Origin of the sequence: Mycobacterium sp., from assembly GCF_965277065.1 — a bacterium.
GTDB lineage: Bacteria > Actinomycetota > Actinomycetes > Mycobacteriales > Mycobacteriaceae > Mycobacterium.
In genome coordinates this window covers 524350-544882 of record NZ_CBDIBT010000019.1, presented here as the reverse complement: position 1 = coordinate 544882, position 20533 = coordinate 524350, and the positions used below count along the sequence as shown (strand labels likewise).

16 protein-coding genes are annotated in these 20533 nt (G+C 67.0%); 15 read left to right on the top strand and 1 reads right to left on the bottom strand.

All coding sequences use genetic code 11. From position 1 onward, the window contains the following. Nucleotides 1–113 precede the first annotated feature (113 nt). From ACQY5A_RS19765 to manA, 3 genes are read left to right on the top strand one after another with little or no spacing between them, the layout of a single operon-like run. Complete coding sequence (locus tag ACQY5A_RS19765; RefSeq protein ID WP_428342016.1) at nt 114–1511, top strand: phosphomannomutase/phosphoglucomutase; 1398 nt, start codon at nt 114–116, stop codon at nt 1509–1511. After that, nucleotides 1508–2623, top strand: coding sequence for a TobH protein (locus tag ACQY5A_RS19760; protein WP_428342015.1), 1116 nt, complete (start codon nt 1508–1510; stop codon nt 2621–2623). The genes ACQY5A_RS19765 and ACQY5A_RS19760 overlap by 4 nt, the downstream gene beginning before the upstream one ends. Before the next feature lie 21 nt (nt 2624–2644). After that, nucleotides 2645–3871 carry a mannose-6-phosphate isomerase, class I gene (gene manA / locus ACQY5A_RS19755; protein ID WP_428342014.1) on the top strand — a complete coding sequence of 409 codons (1227 nt, stop codon included), beginning with the start codon at nt 2645–2647 and terminating at the stop codon, nt 3869–3871. On the opposite strand, the gene ACQY5A_RS19750 is transcribed toward manA, so the two are convergent. Then, on the bottom strand, nt 3855–5255 hold the full coding sequence (locus ACQY5A_RS19750) for an FAD-dependent oxidoreductase (RefSeq protein ID WP_428342013.1): 1401 nt from the start codon (nt 5253–5255) through the stop codon (nt 3855–3857). The two genes, manA and ACQY5A_RS19750, sit on opposite strands and share 17 nt — an antisense overlap. Before the next feature lie 30 nt (nt 5256–5285). On the opposite strand from ACQY5A_RS19750, the gene ACQY5A_RS19745 reads away from it, so the two are divergent. From ACQY5A_RS19745 to secA, 12 genes are all read left to right on the top strand, one after another. Further along, nucleotides 5286–6785: an amino acid permease gene (locus ACQY5A_RS19745; RefSeq protein ID WP_428342012.1), complete on the top strand. Its 1500-nt coding sequence runs from the start codon at nt 5286–5288 to the stop codon at nt 6783–6785. 331 nt (nt 6786–7116) lie between these two features. After that, the gene (locus ACQY5A_RS19740) at nt 7117–8340 is read left to right on the top strand and encodes an alkane 1-monooxygenase (RefSeq protein ID WP_428342011.1); all 1224 of its coding nucleotides are present in this window, start codon (nt 7117–7119) and stop codon (nt 8338–8340) included. 53 nt (nt 8341–8393) lie between these two features. Further along, complete coding sequence (locus ACQY5A_RS19735) at nt 8394–8576, top strand: rubredoxin (RefSeq protein ID WP_260744282.1); 183 nt, start codon at nt 8394–8396, stop codon at nt 8574–8576. 110 nt (nt 8577–8686) lie between these two features. Then, nucleotides 8687–9346, top strand: coding sequence for a TetR/AcrR family transcriptional regulator (locus ACQY5A_RS19730; protein WP_428342010.1), 660 nt, complete (start codon nt 8687–8689; stop codon nt 9344–9346). A 98-nt stretch (nt 9347–9444) separates the two neighbouring features. Then, nucleotides 9445–10917, top strand: a complete 1473-nt coding sequence (gene ahcY / locus ACQY5A_RS19725; protein WP_428342009.1) for an adenosylhomocysteinase — start codon at nt 9445–9447, stop codon at nt 10915–10917. 94 nt (nt 10918–11011) lie between these two features. Further along, nucleotides 11012–11641, top strand: a complete 630-nt coding sequence (locus ACQY5A_RS19720; protein ID WP_428342008.1) for a dTMP kinase — start codon at nt 11012–11014, stop codon at nt 11639–11641. An 85-nt stretch (nt 11642–11726) separates the two neighbouring features. Further along, nucleotides 11727–12413 (top strand): two-component system response regulator MtrA, encoded by a 687-nt coding sequence (gene mtrA, locus ACQY5A_RS19715; RefSeq protein WP_428342007.1) that lies wholly within the window; start codon nt 11727–11729, stop codon nt 12411–12413. An 82-nt stretch (nt 12414–12495) separates the two neighbouring features. Then, complete coding sequence (mtrB, locus tag ACQY5A_RS19710) at nt 12496–14154, top strand: MtrAB system histidine kinase MtrB (RefSeq protein ID WP_428342006.1); 1659 nt, start codon at nt 12496–12498, stop codon at nt 14152–14154. Beyond that, nucleotides 14154–15995 carry an MtrAB system accessory lipoprotein LpqB gene (gene lpqB, locus ACQY5A_RS19705; RefSeq protein ID WP_428342005.1) on the top strand — a complete coding sequence of 614 codons (1842 nt, stop codon included), beginning with the start codon at nt 14154–14156 and terminating at the stop codon, nt 15993–15995. Before mtrB ends, lpqB begins: the two co-directional genes overlap by 1 nt. A gap of 39 nt (nt 15996–16034) precedes the next feature. Further along, nucleotides 16035–16673 (top strand): ComF family protein, encoded by a 639-nt coding sequence (locus ACQY5A_RS19700; RefSeq protein WP_428342004.1) that lies wholly within the window; start codon nt 16035–16037, stop codon nt 16671–16673. Between the two features lie 279 nt (nt 16674–16952). Continuing rightward, nucleotides 16953–17627, top strand: coding sequence for a ribosome hibernation-promoting factor, HPF/YfiA family (gene hpf, locus ACQY5A_RS19695; protein WP_428343248.1), 675 nt, complete (start codon nt 16953–16955; stop codon nt 17625–17627). 92 nt (nt 17628–17719) lie between these two features. Continuing rightward, entirely contained in the window at nt 17720–20527 is a 2808-nt protein-coding gene (secA, locus tag ACQY5A_RS19690) for a preprotein translocase subunit SecA (protein ID WP_428343247.1), read from the top strand. Nucleotides 20528–20533: the final 6 nt, after the last annotated feature.

The following is a 20533-nucleotide window of genomic DNA, read 5'->3' as shown; positions in this document are numbered from 1 at the left end:
ACCCCCGCTCAGATTGATTTGTCGGGCTCCTCAACGGACCGCGACGGTCCGCATCGTTGCCCGGCTAGGCTTGTCGACACACAGATCATCGTCCGTCGTCAGGAGCCCTCTCGATGTCTCGGCCTGCTGCGGCTGTTCACCGTGTGATCAAGGCGTACGACGTCCGCGGTCTGGTCGGCACGCAGATCGACGAGTCGTTCGTGCACGACGTCGGCGCCGCCTTCGCCCGGCTGATGCGCAGCGAAGGCGCCAGCCGGGTCGCGATCGGCTTCGACATGCGCGACAGTTCGCCGTCGCTGGCGGGCGCCTTCGCCGACGGCGTCACCGGCCAGGGTCTCGACGTCATCCGGATCGGGCTGGCCTCGACCGACCAGCTCTACTTCGCCTCCGGGCTGCTCGACTGCCCGGGCGCGATGTTCACCGCGAGCCACAACCCGGCCGCCTACAACGGCATCAAGCTATGCCGGGCCGGCGCCAAGCCGGTCGGTGCCGACACCGGGCTGACCGTCATCAGCGACGACCTGATCGCCGGCGTCACCTCCCATAACGGCGCCCGCGGAACCCTGACTGACCAGGATGTGCTCGCCGAGTACGGCGTCTTCCTGCGCTCGCTGGTCGACACCGACGGCCTGCGGTCGCTGCGGGTGGCGGTCGACGCGGGCAATGGGATGGCGGGCCACACCGCGCCCGCGGTGCTCGAGGCGATCGACTCGCTCACGCTGCTGCCGCTGTACTTCGAACTCGACGGCTCGTTCCCCAACCACGAGGCCAACCCGCTGGACCCGGCGAACCTCGCCGACCTGCAGGCATTCGTCCGCGACAGCGGCGCAGACATCGGGCTGGCCTTCGACGGCGATGCCGACCGGTGTTTCGTCATCGACGAGCGCGGCCTTCCGGTATCGCCGTCGACGGTGACCGCGTTGGTCGCCGCCCGCGAGCTGAGCCGCGAGATCGGCGCGACGGTGATCCACAACCTGATCACGTCGCGCGCCGTCCCCGAGTTGGTCATCGAGCGCGGCGGCACGCCGCTGCGTTCACGTGTCGGGCACTCATACATCAAGGCCCTGATGGCCGAGACCGGCGCGATCTTTGGCGGCGAACACTCCGCGCACTATTACTTCCGCGACTTCTGGGGAGCGGATTCGGGAATGCTGGCCGCGCTGTACGTGCTCGCCGCACTCGGCAACCAGCAACGCCCGCTGTCCGAGCTGACCGCCGACTACCAGCGCTACGAGGCATCGGGCGAAATCAACTTCACCGTCAACGACTCCGCCGCCTGCGTCGAAGCGGTGCTGAAGTCGTTCGGCAGCCGGATCCAGTCGATCGATCACCTCGACGGGGTGACCGTCGATCTCGGCGAGGGCAGCTGGTTCAACCTGCGGACCTCCAACACCGAGCCGTTGTTGCGGCTGAACGTCGAAGGTCGTTCCGTTGAGGACGTCGACGCCGTCGTCGAGCAGGTCAGGGACGAGATCCGCCGGCAGGTGGGCCAGCCGGAGGCCGTGACGTGAATGCGGCCCAGGCCATGATCGACCTCGACGACACCGAAGGCCTGCTCGAGGCCGACCGCGACGGACTGCTGCGGGCGGCGTCGATGGCCGGCGCGCACGTGCGCGCAGTTGCGGCGGCTCGGGACGAGGGTGCGCTGGATTCGATGCGCGACGGTGAACGGCCGCGCACCGTGATCTGGGTGGCCGGTCGGGGCGCCGCCGAGACCGCGGGCACCATGCTGGCCGCGACGGCGGGCGGTTCGGCTCCCGTGCCGATCGTGGTCGCCGCGGAGGCCCCGCCCTGGATCGGGCCGCTGGACGTTTTGATCGTGGCCGGTGACGACCCCGCCGATTCGGCCTTGGTCGGAGCCGCCGCGAGCGGGGTGCGCCGCGGCGCGCGGGTCGTGATCGCCGCGCCGTATGAGGGCCCGCTGCGCGACATCACCGCCGGCCGGGTGGCGGTGATCGAGCCGCGATTGCCGGTCGTCGCGGACCTCGGTCTGTGCCGGTACCTGGCCGTCGGGCTGGCCGTCCTGGAAAGCCTCGATCCCCGGCTGCAGGTGGACTTGGCTGCGCTGGCCGACGAGTTGGACGCCGAGGCGTTGCGCAACAGCGCCAGCCACGAAATCTTCACCAACCCGGCAAAGGCGTTGGTCGAGCGCATGTCGAGGCGTCGAGTGGTATTCGTCGGCGACGGTGTCGCCACTCTGGCCCTGGCTCGGTACGGTTCCCGCGTCCTGCTGCGTGCTGCGAAGGAGGTGGCCGCCGCCACCGGCCTGGCCGATGCGCTGACCGCGCTGGGCATCGGTTCGGGGCCGGCCTTCGTTGATCCGACCGAGGCGTTGTTCCACGACGAGGAGATCGACGGGCCGATCACCGACCGGTTGCGGATTGTGGTGCTGACGCTGGACGCTGAGCGGGCCGTCGTCGCTTCCCGGGTTGTCGGGTTCGACGACGTCGACGTGGTGGGCGCTGAAGACGTGCCGGCCGAGGATGTGCCCGCCAGGGATGTGCTGCTTATGCCGGAGGGTGGCGCCGCGCGGCCCGGGACCCAACGTGCAGAGCAACAACTGGCTATATTGGCTGTCCGGTTGGAGATGGCGGCGGTTTATTTACGGCTGGTGCGGGGATAACTGGTTCTGAGGTAATGGCTGGTGCAGTTGCTACGTGGAGCGATACGGACATACGCGTGGGGGTCACGGACCGCCATCGCGGAGTTCACTGGCCGCCCAGTTCCCGCGGCGCACCCGGAGGCCGAGCTCTGGCTGGGCGCTAACCCCGGTGATCCGTCCTGGCTGGAAACCCCGGGCGGTGAAATCTCGTTGCTGCAGGCGGTGCTCGACGACCCAGAAGGTCAGCTCGGCGCGGTGGCCCGCGCGCAATTCGGCGACGCGCTGCCGTTCCTGGTCAAGGTGCTGGCTGCCGATGAGCCGCTGTCGCTGCAGGCGCACCCCAGCGCCGCGCAGGCCGCCGAAGGCTACCGGCGCGAGGAGCGGTTGGGTATTCCGCTGAACTCGCCGGTTCGTAACTATCGCGACGCCAGCCACAAGCCCGAGCTGTTGGTGGCGTTGCACCAGTTCGAGGCGCTGGCCGGATTCCGGCCCGCGGCCAAAACCATCGAGCTGTTCACCGCGCTGGCGGTCTCCGACCTGGATCCGTCCATCGACTTGTTGAACGACCAGTCCGACGCCGACGGGCTGCGGGCGTTGTTCACCACCTGGATCACCGCGCCGCAGCCCGACATCGACATCCTGGTGACCGCGGTCCTCGACGGCGCCATCACCTACTTGAGTTCCGGTGCAACGGAATTCGCGGCCGAAGCCAAGACCGTGCTGGAACTGGGGGAGCGGTATCCCGGCGACGCCGGCGTGCTGGCCGCGCTGTTGCTCAACCGGATCACCTTGGGCTCCGGCGAGGGAATCTACCTGGCGGCCGGCAACCTGCACGCTTATCTGCGCGGCGTCGGCCTGGAAGTTATGGCCAACTCCGACAACGTGTTACGAGGTGGTCTGACCCCCAAGCACGTCGACGTTCCTGAACTGCTGCGCGTCCTGAATTTCAACCCGACCACCGAGTCCGAGTTGCGCGCGGACACCCATCCGGACGGGCTGGCGTCGTTCTATGACACGCCCACCCGCGAATTCGCGGCGTCGATGCTCACGCTGGGCGACGGCCAGGTCGGTCACGAAGTCGACGCGCCGTCACGGCACGACGGTCCGCAGATCCTGGTGTGCGTCGAGGGTGTGACGGCTGTGCACGGCAAATCCGAAAAGCTGACCCTGACCCGGGGGGCTGCCGCGTGGGTGGCTGCCGACGATGGACCGATTCGGCTGGTCGCGCAGGAGCCGACGAAGATTTTCCGGGCTACCGTCGGCCTGTGACCAGCTCGCCGCGGGCCTGAGACTCTCCGGTGCGACGCCCGGCGAGCCACAGTCGCATGTTGTGCCTGACGGTGCGACCGACCAGACTCGCTGATGGCACCATGTAGAGGCTGTCCAGCAACGAGAATCTGCGCAGAAACCATTCGGCGAGAACGGGATCGGTCTCGGCAGCGCCGAGAAACTGGTCGAACAGGCTGCCCACCGGGCGGTACCACCGCGGTTGGTGCCCGGTCGCGTGGTGGAAGGCGAAGTCGCCGATCGCGGTCATCATCCACACCGGGTAGGTGGTTTTGGACGTTGCGACGTTCACCTCGCGGGCAATGTTTTCGTCCGACCCATTGGCAAGCGCGCGGCGTAGATGGCCGGCCTGTATCGAAGTCATCGTCATGCCCTGCCCGTAGGTGGGGTCGAAGCTGGCCACCGCATCGCCGAGCGGCAAGATCCCGGCGGGGAACCGTTCCAGCTTGTGGTAGCGGCGCCACCTGCTGGTGGGGTAGCGGTGGAAGGCCGGCTCGCCGACCGGCTCGGCCTGTTGCAAAGCGGTCGAGATGCGTTCGGGCAGAATCATTTTCGCGAGCGCGAGCATCTCCGGAAAGGTGCGCGGCGGTTCGACCTTGCCGACCCCGAAGGTGGTCAGCGTCCAGGTGCCGTCCTCGTAGCCCAGCAGGCCCAGCCCGAGCGGTTGCTGACGGGATGCTCCGGCCACGATCACCCGCTCGCGAACCGCCCCCTCCGGCAACCGGAGTTGGTGAGACGCGTAGCCGATGCCGACCTCGACGGTCTTTTCGGGCGGTCGCTGAAATCCCCACTGCTCCAACCAGACCGGCAGCCGGGTGCCGCGCCCCGCGGCGTCGACGACCAGGTCGGCGGCCACGTGGTCCGGCTCGTCACTGTCGCTGTCGAGGTACACCCCGGTGACCCGCTGCGCGTCGACGTCGAATCGCGGTTGCGCCACCGAGCGATGCTGGACATCGACGTTGGCAATCTTCAAAACACGTTGCCGGATCTGCCATTCCAGCTGGGGACGGCTGGGCACGTACGCAGTGAACTCGTCGCGCAGCGTGTGCCCGGTGCCGAGCACATGCCCGGCGGCGCCGAAATAGATGCAATCCGGACGATTTTCCAGGATGGGCACACCGGCGGCCACCATGTCGTCGAGCAGACCGGGGAACAACCCGTCGAACTCCATCGCGCCGCGGGCCATCAGCAGATGGACGTGGCGGCCCTGCGGGACGGCGGTGCGATTGCTCGGCGTGCTCGGAAGGTCGTCGCGTTCATAGACCGTCACCTGGTCGTAGAAGTCGGACAGCACTCGCGCCGCACACAGCCCGGCAAGGCTGGCGCCGATCACGACCGCGTGGTTCCTGCTATTTCCCCCACCCATCTGGCCACCGTACTAGGTACTGTCCGGCTAATGGCTGATCGCTGGCGCACCAAATCGATCGAGCAGTCGATCGCCGACACCGATGATCCGGACACTCAGCTCCGCAAGGACCTGAGCTGGTGGCACCTCTGCGTGTTCGGGGTCTCGGTGGTCATCGGCGCGGGCATCTTCACCGTCACCGCGTCTACCGCGGGTGACATCACCGGGCCGGCGATCTGGATCTCGTTCCTGATCGCCGCCGTCACCTGCGGTCTCGCGGCGCTGTGTTACGCCGAATTCGCGTCGATGCTGCCGGTGGCGGGAAGCGCCTACACGTTCTCCTACGCCACCTTCGGCGAGTTCATCGCCTGGACCATCGGCTGGAACCTGGTTTTGGAACTGGCGATCGGCGGGGCCGTGGTCGCAAAAGGGTGGTCGAGCTACCTGGGCACCGTTTTCAGGTTCGCCAGCAGCACAGTGCATTTCGGCTCTTTGACGCTGGATTGGGGCGCGGTGCTGATCGTGGTGCTGGTGGCCGCCCTGCTGGCCTCGGGCACCAAGCTGTCGTCGCAGTTCTCCATGGTGGTCACCGCCGTCAAGGTCGCGGTGGTTCTACTGGTTATCGGTGTCGGCGCGTTTTACGTCAAAGCCGCCAACTTCACGCCGTTCATCCCGCCGCCGCAGGGCGGCGACGGCGGCACCGGGGTCGACCAGTCGCTGCTCTCGCTGCTCACCGGCGCGCACAGCAGCCACTACGGCTGGTACGGGGTGCTCGCGGGTGCGTCGATCGTGTTCTTCGCGTTCATCGGCTTCGACATCGTGGCTACGATGGCCGAGGAGACCAAGAACCCGCAGCGAGATGTCCCGCGGGGAATTCTGGCCACGCTGGCCATCGTCACCGTCCTCTATGTGGGGGTGTCGGTGGTGCTGTCCGGGATGGTCCCGTACACCGTCCTGAAGAGCACCCCGACCGGCCACGCCAACCTGGCGACCGCGTTCACGGCCAATGGCGTGCACTGGGCTTCCGGCATCATCTCGATCGGCGCGCTGGCCGGGCTGACGACCGTGGTGATGGTGCTCCTGCTCGGCGGCTGCCGGGTGCTATTCGCGATGGCGCGCGACGGGCTGCTGCCGCGGCAGCTGGCCAAGACCGGCTCCCGCGGTACTCCGGTGCGGATCACCACGGTCGTTGCGCTGCTGGTCGCGCTGACGGCCTCGGCGTTTCCGACGGACAAGCTGGAAGAAATGGTCAACGTCGGCACCCTGTTTGCATTCCTCGTCGTGTCCGCGGGCGTCGTCATCCTGCGTCGCACCCGACCCGAGCTGCCGCGTGGATTCCGCGCGCCGCTGGTGCCGGCGCTGCCGATCGCCTCGGTGGGTGCCTGCGTGTGGCTGATGGTCAACCTCACCGTGGTCACCTGGATCCGGTTCGGCGTGTGGATGGCCGCCGGAGTCGTCATCTACCTGGCCTACGGCCGCCGGCATTCGGTGCTAGCCAGTCGCAAAGCCGATGTCAAAGGTGCTGTGCAACTGGGTATTAATTCCGTTTGAAACCGACGGCCGCTACGAGCGCTGCACTGACGGACCACCGGGTGATCCAGCAGTACGGCGGCGACGTCACGCAGGTCAACGTGCTGGCGCGGCCGCGTAAGAAGGTGCTGGCCCACTACGGCGCGGCCGTGACGGCTGCCTAACCGCCGTCCGGCCTGCGAATACATCGACGACACCGCCCGGACCTGCCGGGCGGATGTGCGCCGCTGTAGACCATAGAACCCCCTACGCCCACCCTCTTTACAAAACATGCCTCTGTGTCTAGACAAGGGACGCCAAAAGCATTAATGTCCATTCCGAAGGTGTTATGGCTCACTAGGAGGCAGGCGATATGACCGCCGGATCAACCGAAGACACGACGATGTGGCAGGACCGGAAGCGCGGCCTGTGGCTGATGGGACTGATCGTCCCGACGCTGCTGTTGGTCGTGCTGCCGATCGTCTGGGCGATGAACCAGCTCGGCTGGCAGACCGCGTCTCAGGTGTGGTTCTGGATCGGACCGATCCTGCTGTACGTCGTCCTGCCCGCGCTGGATCTGCGGTTCGGCGCTGACGGCCAGAATCCGCCCGACGAGGCGATGAAGTGGCTGGAGAACGACAAGTACTACCGCTACTGCACCTACGCCTTCATTCCGTTCCAATACCTCAGCGTGGTTCTGGGCGCGTACCTGTTCACCGCGTCGAACCTGAGCTGGCTGGGCTTCGAGGGGTCGCTCAGCTGGCCGGCCAAGATCGGCCTGGCGCTCTCGGTGGGCACCCTGGGCGGCGTGGGCATCAACACCGCGCACGAGATGGGGCACAAGAAGGAGTCGCTGGAGCGCTGGCTGTCCAAGATCACCCTGGCGCAGACCGGCTACGGCCACTTCTACATCGAGCACAACCGCGGTCACCACGTCCGGGTTGCCACACCGGAGGACCCCGCGTCGGCGCGCTTCGGTGAGACGTTCTGGGAGTTTTTGCCCCGCAGCGTCTTTGGCAGCCTCCGTTCGGGGTTGCGGCTGGAGGCCCAGCGGATCGGCCGGCAGGGCTCCAACCCGTGGAATCCAAAGACCTACCTGTCCAACGATGTCATCAACGCCTGGCTGATGACCGTGGTGCTGTGGGGCGCGCTGCTCGCAGTGTTCGGCCCGGCGCTGATCCCGTTCTTGATCATCCAGGCGGTCTTCGGGTTCAGCCTGCTCGAGTCGGTCAACTACCTCGAGCACTACGGCCTGCTCCGGAGCAAGAACGAGAACGGGCGCTACGAGCGCTGCACGCCCGAGCACAGCTGGAACTCCGACCACATCGTCACCAACCTGTTCCTCTACCACCTGCAGCGGCACAGTGACCACCACGCCAACCCGACCCGGCGCTACCAGACCCTGCGCAGCATGGACGGTTCGCCGAACCTGCCCAGTGGCTACGCAGCGCTGATCGGGCTGACCTACTTCCCGCCGCTGTGGCGGAAGCTGATGGACCACCGGGTGATCGAGCACTACGACGGCGACATCAGCCGGGTCAACGTGCAACCGCGGCTGCGCAAGAAGGTGCTGGCCCGGTACGGAGCCGCGGCCTGACGGTCGCCGGGAACCTTGCCGGCGGAACTCGAACAATCAACGGAGGTAACGACATGAGCGACTACAAACTCTTCGTCTGCGTGCAGTGTGGCTTCGAGTACGACGAAGCCAAGGGCTGGCCGGAAGACGGCATCGCGCCCGGCACCCGCTGGGACGACATCCCCGAAGACTGGAGCTGCCCGGACTGCGGCGCCGCGAAGTCCGACTTCGAGATGGTCGAAGTCGCCCGCTCGTGACGAGCGCCAGCATGAGGACCTCGACCGCCGCGATGCGCAGTCGCGGTGGTCGAACCGTTGCACCGGCGGCGATAAGTAGGAGCGGTGCAGGAGCGGTTAGGGTCGCGCCTATGCGAAGGGTGCCCTACGCCGAAGCGTCGCGGGCCCTTCTGCGGGACTCGGTGCTCGACGCAATGCGCGAGTTGCTGGGCACTCGCGACTGGTCGTCGATCACGCTGGCCGACGTGGCTCGCGCCGCGGGTATCAGCCGCCAGACCATCTACAACGAATTCGGGTCGCGGCAAGGCCTGGCCCAGGGCTATGCGCTGCGGCTGGCCGACCGGCTGGTGGACGCCGTCGAAGACGCCATCTACGCCAATGTCGGCGACGTCTACGCCGCCTTCCTGCAGGGCTTCCGGGCGTTCTTCGCCGACTCGGCGGCCGATCCGCTGGTGATATCGCTGCTGACCGGGGCGGCCAAACCCGACCTGCTGCAGATCATCACCACCGACAGCGGGCCGATCATCTCGCACTGCTCGGCCCGGTTGACGTCGTCGTTCGTGCACAGCTGGATGCGTGCCAGCCAAGAGGACTCCGGAATGATCGCGCGTGCCATCGTGCGGCTGGCGATGAGTTACGTGTCGATGCCGCCGGAGGCCGACCACGACGTGGCCGCTGACCTGGCGCGACTCATGACTCCTGCGGCGGAGCGCTACGGTGAGCTACGGACTGATGTGGGCCAATGGGCTGCTGGCGGTCCCACCGGCGAGGGCGCGGAAGCCAAAGAATAGGCTTGTCTTTCACGACTGACCTCAGATCGCGGCCGAGAACACGTCGCGACTAATATGTAACCAAGCTAATTAGTTGACCCCGGAGGAATGAGTAGTACATGACGACGACCGAACAGCAGTTGACCGCCGATGTGGTGAACGGGCTCGACTTCAAGGTGGCGGACCTTTCGCTGGCCGACTACGGCCGCCGCGACATCGAACTCTCCGAGCAGGAGATGCCCGGTCTGATGTCGCTGCGCCGTGAATACCACGACGTCCAGCCGCTCAAGGGCGCCCGCGTCTCGGGTTCGCTGCACATGACCGTGCAGACCGCAGTGCTGATCGAGACGCTGGTCTCGCTGGGTGCCGAGGTTCGTTGGGCGTCGTGCAACATCTTCTCCACCCAGGACCACGCCGCCGCCGCGGTGGTCGTCGGCCCGCACGGAACACCGGAAAAGCCGCAGGGCGTACCGGTGTTCGCGTGGAAGGGTGAAACGCTCGAAGAGTACTGGTGGGCCGCTGAGCAAATCCTGACGTGGCCAGACGAGCCGGCCAACCTGATCCTGGACGACGGTGGCGACGCCACCATGCTGGTGCTGCGCGGCGCGCAGTACGAGAAGGCGGGCGTGGTGCCGCCCGACGACGAGGACGACTCCGCCGAGCACCGGGTGTTCTTGAACCTGCTGCGCAAGCGCTTCGAGACCGACAAAGACAAGTGGACCAAGATCGCTGCGTCGATCAAGGGCGTCTCGGAGGAGACCACCACCGGCGTGCTTCGGCTCTACCAGTTCGCCGCCGCGGGTGACCTGGCGTTCCCGGCGATCAACGTCAACGACTCGGTGACTAAGTCCAAATTCGACAACAAATACGGCTGCCGGCACTCGCTGATCGACGGCATCAACCGCGGCACCGACGTGCTGATCGGTGGCAAGAAGGTGCTGATCTGCGGCTACGGCGACGTTGGCAAGGGCTCGGTGGACTCGCTGGCCGGCCAGGGTGCACGGGTGACCGTCACCGAGATCGACCCGATCAACGCCCTGCAGGCGCTGATGGAGGGCCACGACGTCAAGCGGGTGGAAGACGTGATCGGTGAGGCCGACATCGTCATCACCACCACCGGCAACAAGGACATCATCACCCTCGAGCACATCAAGGCGATGAAGGACAAGGCGATCCTGGGCAACATCGGCCACTTCGACAACGAGATCCAGGTCTCGCGCCTCGAGAAGTCCGGTGCCACCAAGACCAACATCCGCCCGCAGGTCGACCTGTGGACCTTCGGAGACACCGGCAAGTCGATCATTCTGCTGTCCGAGGGCCGGCTGCTGAACCTGGGCAACGCGACGGGCCACCCGTCGTTCGTGATGAGCAACAGCTTCTCTAACCAGGTGATCGCGCAGATCGAGCTGTGGACCAAGAACGACGAGTACGACAACGAGGTCTACCGGCTGCCCAAGCACCTTGACGAGAAGGTGGCCCGGATCCACGTCGAAGCCCTCGGCGGCGAGCTGACCAAGCTCACCAAAGAGCAGGCCGAGTACATCGGCGTCGAAGTGGACGGTCCGTACAAGCCGGATCACTACCGCTACTGAGTTAACGCCTCGGTCGCCGAGCGCCCGGCTAGGCGGGCGTTCAGTGTCGAGTGCCCGGCCAGCTGGGCATTCGGCGCGCGGTTAAGCTCGCGCCGTGCTGATTGCTATCGAGGGCGTCGACGGCGCGGGAAAGCGGACGCTCACCGACGGTCTGCGGGCGTCCCTGGAGGCCGCCGGGAAATCCGTGGCGACGCTGGCGTTTCCGCGTTACGGGCAGTCGGTGACCGCCGATGTGGCCGCGGAGGCGCTGCACGGGGGACACGGCGACCTCGCATCCTCGGTCTACGCGATGGCGATCCTGTTCGCTCTGGATCGCGCCGGCGGCGCCGACCACATCCGCGACCTGTGCCGCGATCACGACGTGGTGATCCTGGATCGCTACGTGGCCTCCAACGCCGCCTACAGCGCCGCACGTTTACACCAACCGGCCGACGGCGAGGCGGTCGGTTGGGTCCGCGACATGGAATACGGTCGCTTGCGGCTGCCGGCGCCGGACTGGCAGGTGTTGTTGGGGGTGTCCGCGGAACTCGCCGATCAGCGGGCCCGTCACCGCGCCGGGGTCGATGCCGGTCGGGAGCGTGACGCCTACGAACGTGACGCCGGGCTGCAGCAGCGCACCGGCGCGGTGTACGCCGGGCTCGCCGCGGCGAACTGGGCAGGACGCTGGCTGGTGGTCGACGAGAGGGTCGATCCAGGCGGCTTGGCTGCCCAGTTAATGGCGTAGATGACGTCGGCTTCGGGGCGGCTTTGATAACAGGTGCACGAAACACGCGCGTTCTATCCTGGTTTTGTCGCGTTCTGGTGACACCATGGACTCCATGAGGCAAAGGATTCTCGTGGTTGACGACGACGCGTCGCTGGCCGAGATGCTGACCATTGTGCTGCGGGGAGAAGGGTTCGACACCGCCTCCATCGGTGACGGCACCCAGGCGCTGACCGCCGTGCGCGAACTGCGGCCCGACCTGGTGCTGCTGGACCTGATGCTGCCGGGCATGAACGGCATCGACGTATGCCGGGTCTTGCGCGCCGACTCCGGGGTCCCGATCGTGATGCTCACGGCCAAGACCGACACCGTCGACGTGGTGCTCGGCCTGGAGTCGGGCGCCGACGACTACATCATGAAGCCGTTCAAGCCCAAGGAGCTGGTCGCCCGGGTGCGGGCGCGGTTGCGCCGCAACGAGGACGAGCCGGCCGAGATGCTCTCAATCGCCGACGTGGACATCGACGTGCCCGCGCACAAGGTGACCCGCAACGGCGAGCAGATCTCTCTGACGCCGCTGGAGTTCGACCTGCTCGTGGCGTTGGCGCGGAAACCGCGTCAGGTGTTTACTCGTGATGTGCTGCTCGAACAGGTGTGGGGATACCGTCACCCCGCGGACACCCGTTTGGTGAACGTGCACGTCCAGCGTCTGCGGGCCAAGGTCGAGAAAGACCCCGAGAACCCGACCGTTGTACTGACCGTTCGAGGAGTGGGTTACAAGGCCGGACCTCCGTGATTCGTGCCGGCGTCGAGGCAGAGCGCGGCGATGCTGAGGAGCTACACATCATCACGGTCTGCAACACGCTGGAGCGGCGTCTTTGATTTGGGGATCGAGGCCACGTTTTCGTGGTCGTTCTGGCCGGTCCGGCCCTGTCATGCGGGGCATGGGCACGCTGAGCCGGGCCTTCGGCATGGCCTGGCGGCGCTCGCTGCAACTTCGTGTTCTTGCTCTGACGCTCGGAATGTCGCTGACCGTGATCCTGGCGCTGGGCTTCGTGCTGACCAGCCAGGTCACCAATCGCGTGCTCGACGTCAAGCTGCGCGCCGCCACTGAGCAGATCGAGCGCGCCCGCAGCACGGTCAGCGGGATCGTCAACGGCGAAGAGGCGCGCTCACTGGACAGCAGCCTGCAGTTGGCCCGCAACACGTTGACCTCGAAGACCGACCCCACCTCCGGCGCTGGGCTGGCCGGCGCGTTCGACGCCGTGCTGATGGTGCCTGGCCAGGGCCCGAGGCCGGCCGCCTCGGCGGGGCCGGTCGACCAGTTGCCGGATTCGCTGCGCGATTTCGTAAAGGCCGGGCAGGTGGCCTACCAGTACGCGACCGTGCACACCGAAGGCTTCTCCGGGCCCGCGCTGATAATCGGCACGCCGACGACATCACGGGTGAACAACCTCGAGCTGTATCTGGTCTTCCCGCTTGGCAATGAGCAGAGCACGATCGCACTTGTCCGGGGCACCATGGCCACCGGCGGGCTGGTCCTGATGGTGCTGCTGGCTGGGATCGCGTGGATGGTCACCCGGCAGGTGGTGGTTCCGGTTCGGGCGGCCGCGCGGACCGCCGAGCGATTCGCCGACGGTCATCTGTCCGAGCGCATTCCGATCCGCGGTGAGGACGACATGGCCCGGCTGGCGGTGTCGTTCAACGACATGGCCGAGAGCCTGTCGCGCCAGATCGCCCAACTGGAGGAGTTCGGCAATCTGCAGCGCCGGTTCACCTCCGACGTCAGCCATGAGCTGCGCACCCCGCTGACCACGGTGCGGATGGCCGCCGACCTGATCTACGACCACAGCGAAGACCTCGACCCGGCGCTGCAGCGCTCGACCGAGCTGATGGTCAACGAACTGGACCGGTTCGAGTCGCTGCTGAGCGACCTGCTGGAAATCTCCCGTCACGACGCGGGTGTCGCCGAATTGTCGGTCGAGGCCGTCGATTTGCGAACCACCGTCAACAGCGCGCTGGGCAGCGTCGGGCACCTGGCCGAAGACGCCGGGGTGCGGATGATGGTCGACATGCCCGAAGAGGACGTGATCGCCGAGGTCGATCCGCGCCGGGTCGAGCGGATTCTGCGCAACCTGATTGCGAATGCGATCGACCATGCCGAGCACAAACCGGTCCGGATCCGGATGGGCTACGACGAAGACACCGTGGCGGTCACGGTCCGCGACTACGGCGTCGGGCTGCGGCCGGGCGAGGAGAAGCTGGTGTTCAGCCGGTTCTGGCGCTCCGACCCGTCCCGGGTGCGGCGCTCCGGCGGGACCGGCCTGGGGTTGGCGATCAGCGTCGAGGACGCGCGGCTGCATCAGGGCCGGCTGGAGGCCTGGGGTGAGCCCGGCAACGGCGCCTGCTTCCGGATGACCCTTCCGCTGGTACGTGGACACAAAGTCACCACCAGCCCGTTGCCGATGAAACCCGTTGCTCCGGAACGCAAAGAGCGTCAGGGACGTCAGCGTGAGCACGCCGAGAGGGGCGTGTGATGCGGCGCTGGCTCGATCGCCCGGTTCTCCCCCGCAAGCGGGAGGTGCCCCCACCCCGGGCCCTTGGGGCCCGCATCGTCGCGGGGCGGCTGACCGCGCAGGTCTGCACGCTGGCCCTGGTGCTGACCGGCTGCGCAGGTGTGCCGAACGGGTCAGCGCCGCAGGCCATCGGCACCGTCGAGCGGCCGGCGCCGGCGAACCTGCCCAAGCCGACGCCCGGCATGGATCCTGACGTCCTGCTGCGCGAATTCCTCAAGGCCACAGCGGATCCGGCCAACCGGCACCTGGCCGCGCGGCAATTCCTCACCCAGTCGGCGTCCAACGCGTGGGACGACGCCGGTAGCGCGCTGCTGATCGACCACGTGGTGTTCGTCGAAACCCACAGCGCCGAAAGGGTTTCGGTGTCGATGCGGGCCGAGACCCTCGGGTCGCTGTCGGACATGGGCGTCTTCGAGACCGCCGAGGGGCAACTGCCCGACTCGGGTCCGATCGAACTGGTCAAGACGCCCGGCGGCTGGCGCATCGACAAGCTGCCCGACGGGGTCTTCCTGGACTGGCAGCAATTCCAGGCCACCTACAAACGCAACACGCTGTACTTCTCCGACCCGACCGGCAAGACGATGGTCCCGGATCCGCGCTACGTCGCGGTGTCCGACCGCGATCAGCTGGCTACCGAGCTGGTGTCCAAGTTGATCGCCGGCCCGCGTCCGGAGATGGCAAAAAGCGTGCACAACATGCTCACCCCGCCGGTGCGCCTGCGTGGCCCGGTGACGCGCGCGGACGGCGGTAAGACCGGCGTCGGCCGCGGCTACGGCGGCGCTCGTATCGATTTGGAGCTGCTGACCGTCGCCGATCCGCGCAGCAAGCAACTGGTTGCCGCGCAGATCATTTGGACGCTGGCGCGTGCCGACCTCAAGGGGCCGTACGTGATCAAGGCCGACGGCGCCTCGCTGGACGAACGTTTCGCCGACGGTTGGAACACCACCGACGTCGCGGCCACCGACCCGGGGGTGGCCGAGGGTGCCGCAGCCGGTGTCCACGCGCTGATCGGCGGGCAAGTGGTGGCTCTGGACGGTCAGCGCTCCGACCCCGTGCCCGGTGCCTTCGGGCGGACCACCGATCAGACTTCGGCGGCGCTGTCCCGCAACGGCCACCAGGTGGCTTCGATCGTCACGCTGCGACCCGGCGCGCCGGACATGGCGTCGTCGCTGTGGATCGGCGACCTCGGTGGCGAGGCGGCCGAAGCCGCTGACGGGCATACCCTTTCGCGGCCGACCTGGTCGCTCGACGATGCGGTCTGGGTGGTGGCCGACGGCAGCACCGTGCTGCGCGCCATCCAAGAGACCGCCTCGGGCCAGCCGGCGCGTCTTCCGGTCGACTCGGCCGGGGTGTCCAGCCGGTTTCCCGGCGTGATCGCCGATCTGCAACTGTCCCGCGACGGCACCCGTGCGGCGATGATCATCAACGGGCAGGTGGTCTGCTCCAGCGTCGAGCAGACCCAGGCCGGTCAGTTCGCCTTGACCTATCCGCGTCGGCTGGGCTTCGGTCTGGGCTCCTCGGTGGTGTCGTTGTCGTGGCGCACCGACGAAGACATCGCGGTGAGCCGCAACGACGCCGAGCACCCGGTGTCCTACGTCAACATCGACGGCGTCAATTCCGATGCGCCGAGCGCCAATCTGCAGCAGCCGGTCGGCGTGATCGCGGCCAACCCGTCGACGGTGTACGTCGCCGACCCTCGCGGGGTGATGCAGCTGTCGATCTCCGGCGCCGAAGGCGTACAGGGGTGGCTGGATGTGCCGCCGTTCATGGCCGGTGGCGCGATGCCGGTGATGCCTGGCTGATCTCGCCGGCTGTCAGTCCCGCCCGGCACACTTGGGCGCGTGCTGGATCTGGTTCTGCCGCTGGAATGCGGCGGCTGCGGAGCCCCGTCGACGCGTTGGTGCGCGGCCTGCGCTCTCGAGTGGGCGCTCAATCCGGGCGCGCCGCTTGTCGTCACCCCGCGGATCGACCCACAGGTGCCGGTGTTCGCGCTGGGCCGCTACGCCGGTGCCCGGCGGCGTGCGATCGTCGCGATGAAAGACCGCGGCCGCACGGATCTGCGGGCGCCGCTGTCCCGATCGCTGGCCCTCGGCATTTACCGCCTGCTGCAGTGGGGGCTGCTCGACGTGCCGTTGACCATCGTCGCGGCGCCGACCCGCGGCTGGTCGGCCCGCCAGCGCGGGGGAGACCCGGTCACCCGGATCGCCACGCTGGCGACCGCGGACCATCCCGGCATCACCGTGGTCCGCGCGCTGCGGATGAAGGCGTGGGCGCGCGACTCGGCCGGGCTCGACAGCGCCGCGCGGGAACGCAACGTCGCGGGCCGAGTGTCGTTGACGCGCCGGAATTTGCCGCCCGGTGGCGAGCTGTTGCTGGTCGACGACATCGTCACGACCGGGGCAACGGCCCGCGAGTCGGTCCAGGTGTTGCAGGCGGCCGGGGCCCGGGTGACGGCTGTGCTGGCGCTGGCTGCGGCGTGAGCGTTTGTGAAGAACTCGCAACAGGTCGCGCCAAATGCTGGCACTGCCGCCGGTCGACGGTCTACCGTCGGGAACAAGCACCACGTCGCCTCCACGCAGCGCATCTGATCGCAGCTCGAGGCACCACCGTCGACGGTAGGGGGTGAATTTTCGACACCTTGCATCGGCGGGCGGACACTGACTTCTGACGACCCCGTCGGCGCGAGCATCTGATAGCCAGCGCGCAACGCTTTGCGCGACGCGAGAGAAGGCGAGTTGTCAAGTATGTCAAGACAAACAGTGGATTCCGGCCAGCTGCTTGCTGAGCGCCCAGCCGACATCGACGAACACGAACCGACGGCAACAGCTGAGGTGGTCGTCAAAGGTCGCAACGTCGAAATTCCCGACCACTTTCGCATCTACGTTTCGCAGAAACTCGCCCGCCTGGAGCGACTCGACCGATCTGTCTACCTGTTCGATGTCGAGCTCGACCACGAACGTAACCGGCGCCAGCGCAAGTCCTGCCAGCACGTCGAGATCACCGCTCGCGGTCGCGGGCCGGTCGTCCGCGGCGAGGCCTGTGCCGACAGTTTTTATGCCGCGCTGGAGGCCGCCATCGCGAAGCTGGAGGGCCGGCTGCGGCGCGTGAAGGATCGCCGCAAAGTCCACTACGGCGACAAGACCCCGGTTTCGCTGGCCGCCGCCACCGCGGTGCTGCCCGAGCCCGAGCCGGCCTTCGACGACATCGAGACGCCGCACTTCGGCGATCCGGTCGGCACCAACGGCCATCACCAGCCCGGCCGGGTGGTGCGCACCAAGGAACACCCGGCCAAGCCAATGTCGGTCGACGACGCGCTCTACGAGATGGAGCTCGTCGGCCACGACTTTTTCCTGTTCTACGACAGCCAGACCGAACGCCCGTCGGTCGTCTACCGGCGGCACGCCTACGACTACGGACTGATTCGGCTGGCCTGACGCCCTGACGTAAACGGGGCAAGCTTGCTCGTCACCTAGGATGGGGGACGCCGAAGACGTCTGATCCGAAGAGGACCTAGGGGATTTAAGTGGTGCTGGATAAGTTGTTGCGCCTTGGCGAAGGTCGCATGGTCAAGCGCCTCAAGCGGGTAGCCGAGTACGTCAACAGCTTGTCCGACGACATCGAGAAGCTCACCGACGCCGAACTACAGGCCAAGACCGCGGAATTCAGGAAGCGGCACGCCGACGGCGAAAGCCTCGACGACCTGCTGCCCGAAGCGTTCGCGGTGGCCCGTGAGGCAGCGTGGCGGGTGCTCGACCAGCGGCACTTCGACGTGCAGGTGATGGGCGGAGCGGCCCTGCACTTCGGCAACGTCGCCGAGATGAAGACCGGTGAAGGTAAAACCCTGACCTCGGTGCTGCCGGCCTACCTCAACGGCATCGGCGGCAAGGGCGTGCACATCGTCACCGTCAACGACTACCTGGCCAAACGCGACAGCGAGTGGATGGGCCGGGTGCACCGCTTCCTGGGCCTGGACGTCGGCGTGATCCTGTCGCAGATGACCCCCGACGAGCGTCGCGTGGCCTACGCCGCCGACATCACCTACGGCACCAACAACGAATTCGGCTTCGACTACCTGCGCGACAACATGGCCCACACGTTGGAGGACTGCGTACAGCGCGGCCACAACCTGGCCATCGTCGACGAGGTCGACTCGATTCTGATCGACGAGGCCCGTACCCCGCTGATCATCTCCGGGCCCGCCGACGGCGCGTCGAATTGGTATGGCGAGTTCGCCCGGCTGGCTCCGCTGATGGAGAAGGACACGCATTACGAGGTCGACATCCGCAAGCGCACCGTCGGTGTGCACGAGCTCGGCGTGGAGTTCATCGAGGACCAGCTCGGCATCGACAACCTCTATGAGGCCGCCAATTCGCCGCTGGTCAATTACCTCAACAATGCGCTGAAGGCCAAGGAGCTGTTCGCCCGCGACAAGGACTACATCGTGAAAGACGGCGAGGTGATCATCGTCGACGAGTTCACCGGTCGCACGCTGGTCGGACGCCGCTACAACGAGGGCATGCACCAGGCCATCGAGGCCAAGGAGCGGGTCGAGATCAAGGCCGAGAACCAGACGCTGGCCACCATCACGCTGCAGAACTACTTCCGGCTCTACGACACGCTCGCCGGCATGACCGGTACCGCCCAGACCGAGGCCGCCGAGCTGCACGAGATCTACAAGCTCGGCGTGGTCAGCATCCCCACCAACCGGGAAATGGTCCGCACCGACCAGTCCGACCTGATCTACAAGACCGAGGAAGCCAAGTACATCGCCGTCGTCGACGACGTCGGCGAGCGGTACGAAAAGGGCCAGCCGGTGCTGATCGGTACCACCAGCGTGGAGCGCTCGGAATACCTGTCGCGGCAATTCCAGAAGCGGCGCATCCCGCACAACGTGCTCAACGCCAAGTACCACGAGCAGGAGGCCGGCATCGTCGCCGAGGCCGGTCGCCGCGGCGCCATCACGGTGGCCACCAACATGGCCGGCCGTGGTACCGACATCGTGCTGGGCGGCAACGTCGACTTCCTCACCGACCTGCGGCTGCGAGCCCGCGGTCTGGATCCCGTCGAGACCGCCGACGAGTACGAGTCGGCCTGGCACCAAGAACTGCCGATCGTCAAGGACGAAGCCGCCGCGGAGGCCAAAGAAGTCATCGAAGCCGGCGGGCTCTATGTGCTGGGCACCGAGCGGCACGAGTCACGCCGCATCGACAACCAGCTGCGTGGCCGTTCGGGCCGCCAAGGTGACCCCGGCGAGTCGCGCTTCTACCTGTCGCTGGGTGACGAGTTGATGCGCCGTTTCAACGGGGCCGCGCTGGAGTCGCTGCTGACCCGGCTGAACCTGCCCGACGATGTGCCGATCGAGGCCAAGATGGTGACCCGGGCGATCAAGAGCGCCCAGACCCAGGTCGAGCAGCAGAACTTCGAGGTCAGAAAGAACGTCCTCAAGTACGACGAGGTGATGAACCTGCAGCGCAAGGTCATCTACGCCGAGCGTCGCCGCATCCTGGAGGGCGAGAACCTGCAGCAGCAGGCGCACGAGATGCTCGTCGCGGTGATTACTGCCTACGTCGATGGCGCCACTGCCGCGGGCTACGCCGAGGACTGGGATCTGGAGAAGCTCTGGGACGCCCTCAAGACGCTGTATCCGGTTGGCATCGACCACCACTCGCTGATCGACTCCGACGCGGTCGGTGAGCCGGGTGAGCTGACCCGCGAGGAACTGCTCGATGCGCTGGTCTCCGACGCCGAACGGGCGTACGCCAAGCGGGAAGCCGAACTCGAAGAGTTGGCCGGCGAGGGCGCGATGCGTCAACTGGAACGCAATGTGTTGCTCAACGTCATCGACCGCAAGTGGCGCGAGCACCTCTATGAGATGGACTACCTCAAAGAGGGCATCGGCCTGCGCGCGATGGCTCAGCGCGATCCGCTGGTCGAATACCAGCGAGAGGGCTTCGACATGTTCGCCGGAATGCTGGACGGCCTCAAAGAAGAGTCTGTCGGTTTCTTGTTCAACGTCTCTGTGGAGGCGGTTCCGCCGCAGCAGGTCGCTCCGGTCTTGGGTATGGAGCAGGAGCCCGAGGGCCTGGCCGAGTTCGCGGCCGCCGCGGCGGGTGCTCAGAACCAGGGCGGCGGCGCGCGCGAGCCCGCGCCTGCGTTGCGCGCCAAGGGAATTGACAACGAAGCGCCCCAGTTGACCTACACCGGCCCCGCCGAAGACGGCTCGGCACAGGTGCAGGGCAACGGCGACACGTCGCGGGGGGGTGGCGGTTCGCGCCGCGAGCGCCGGGAGGCCGCCCGGCGGCAAGGCAGGCACGCCAAGGCCAAGCGCCGTTGACGCCAC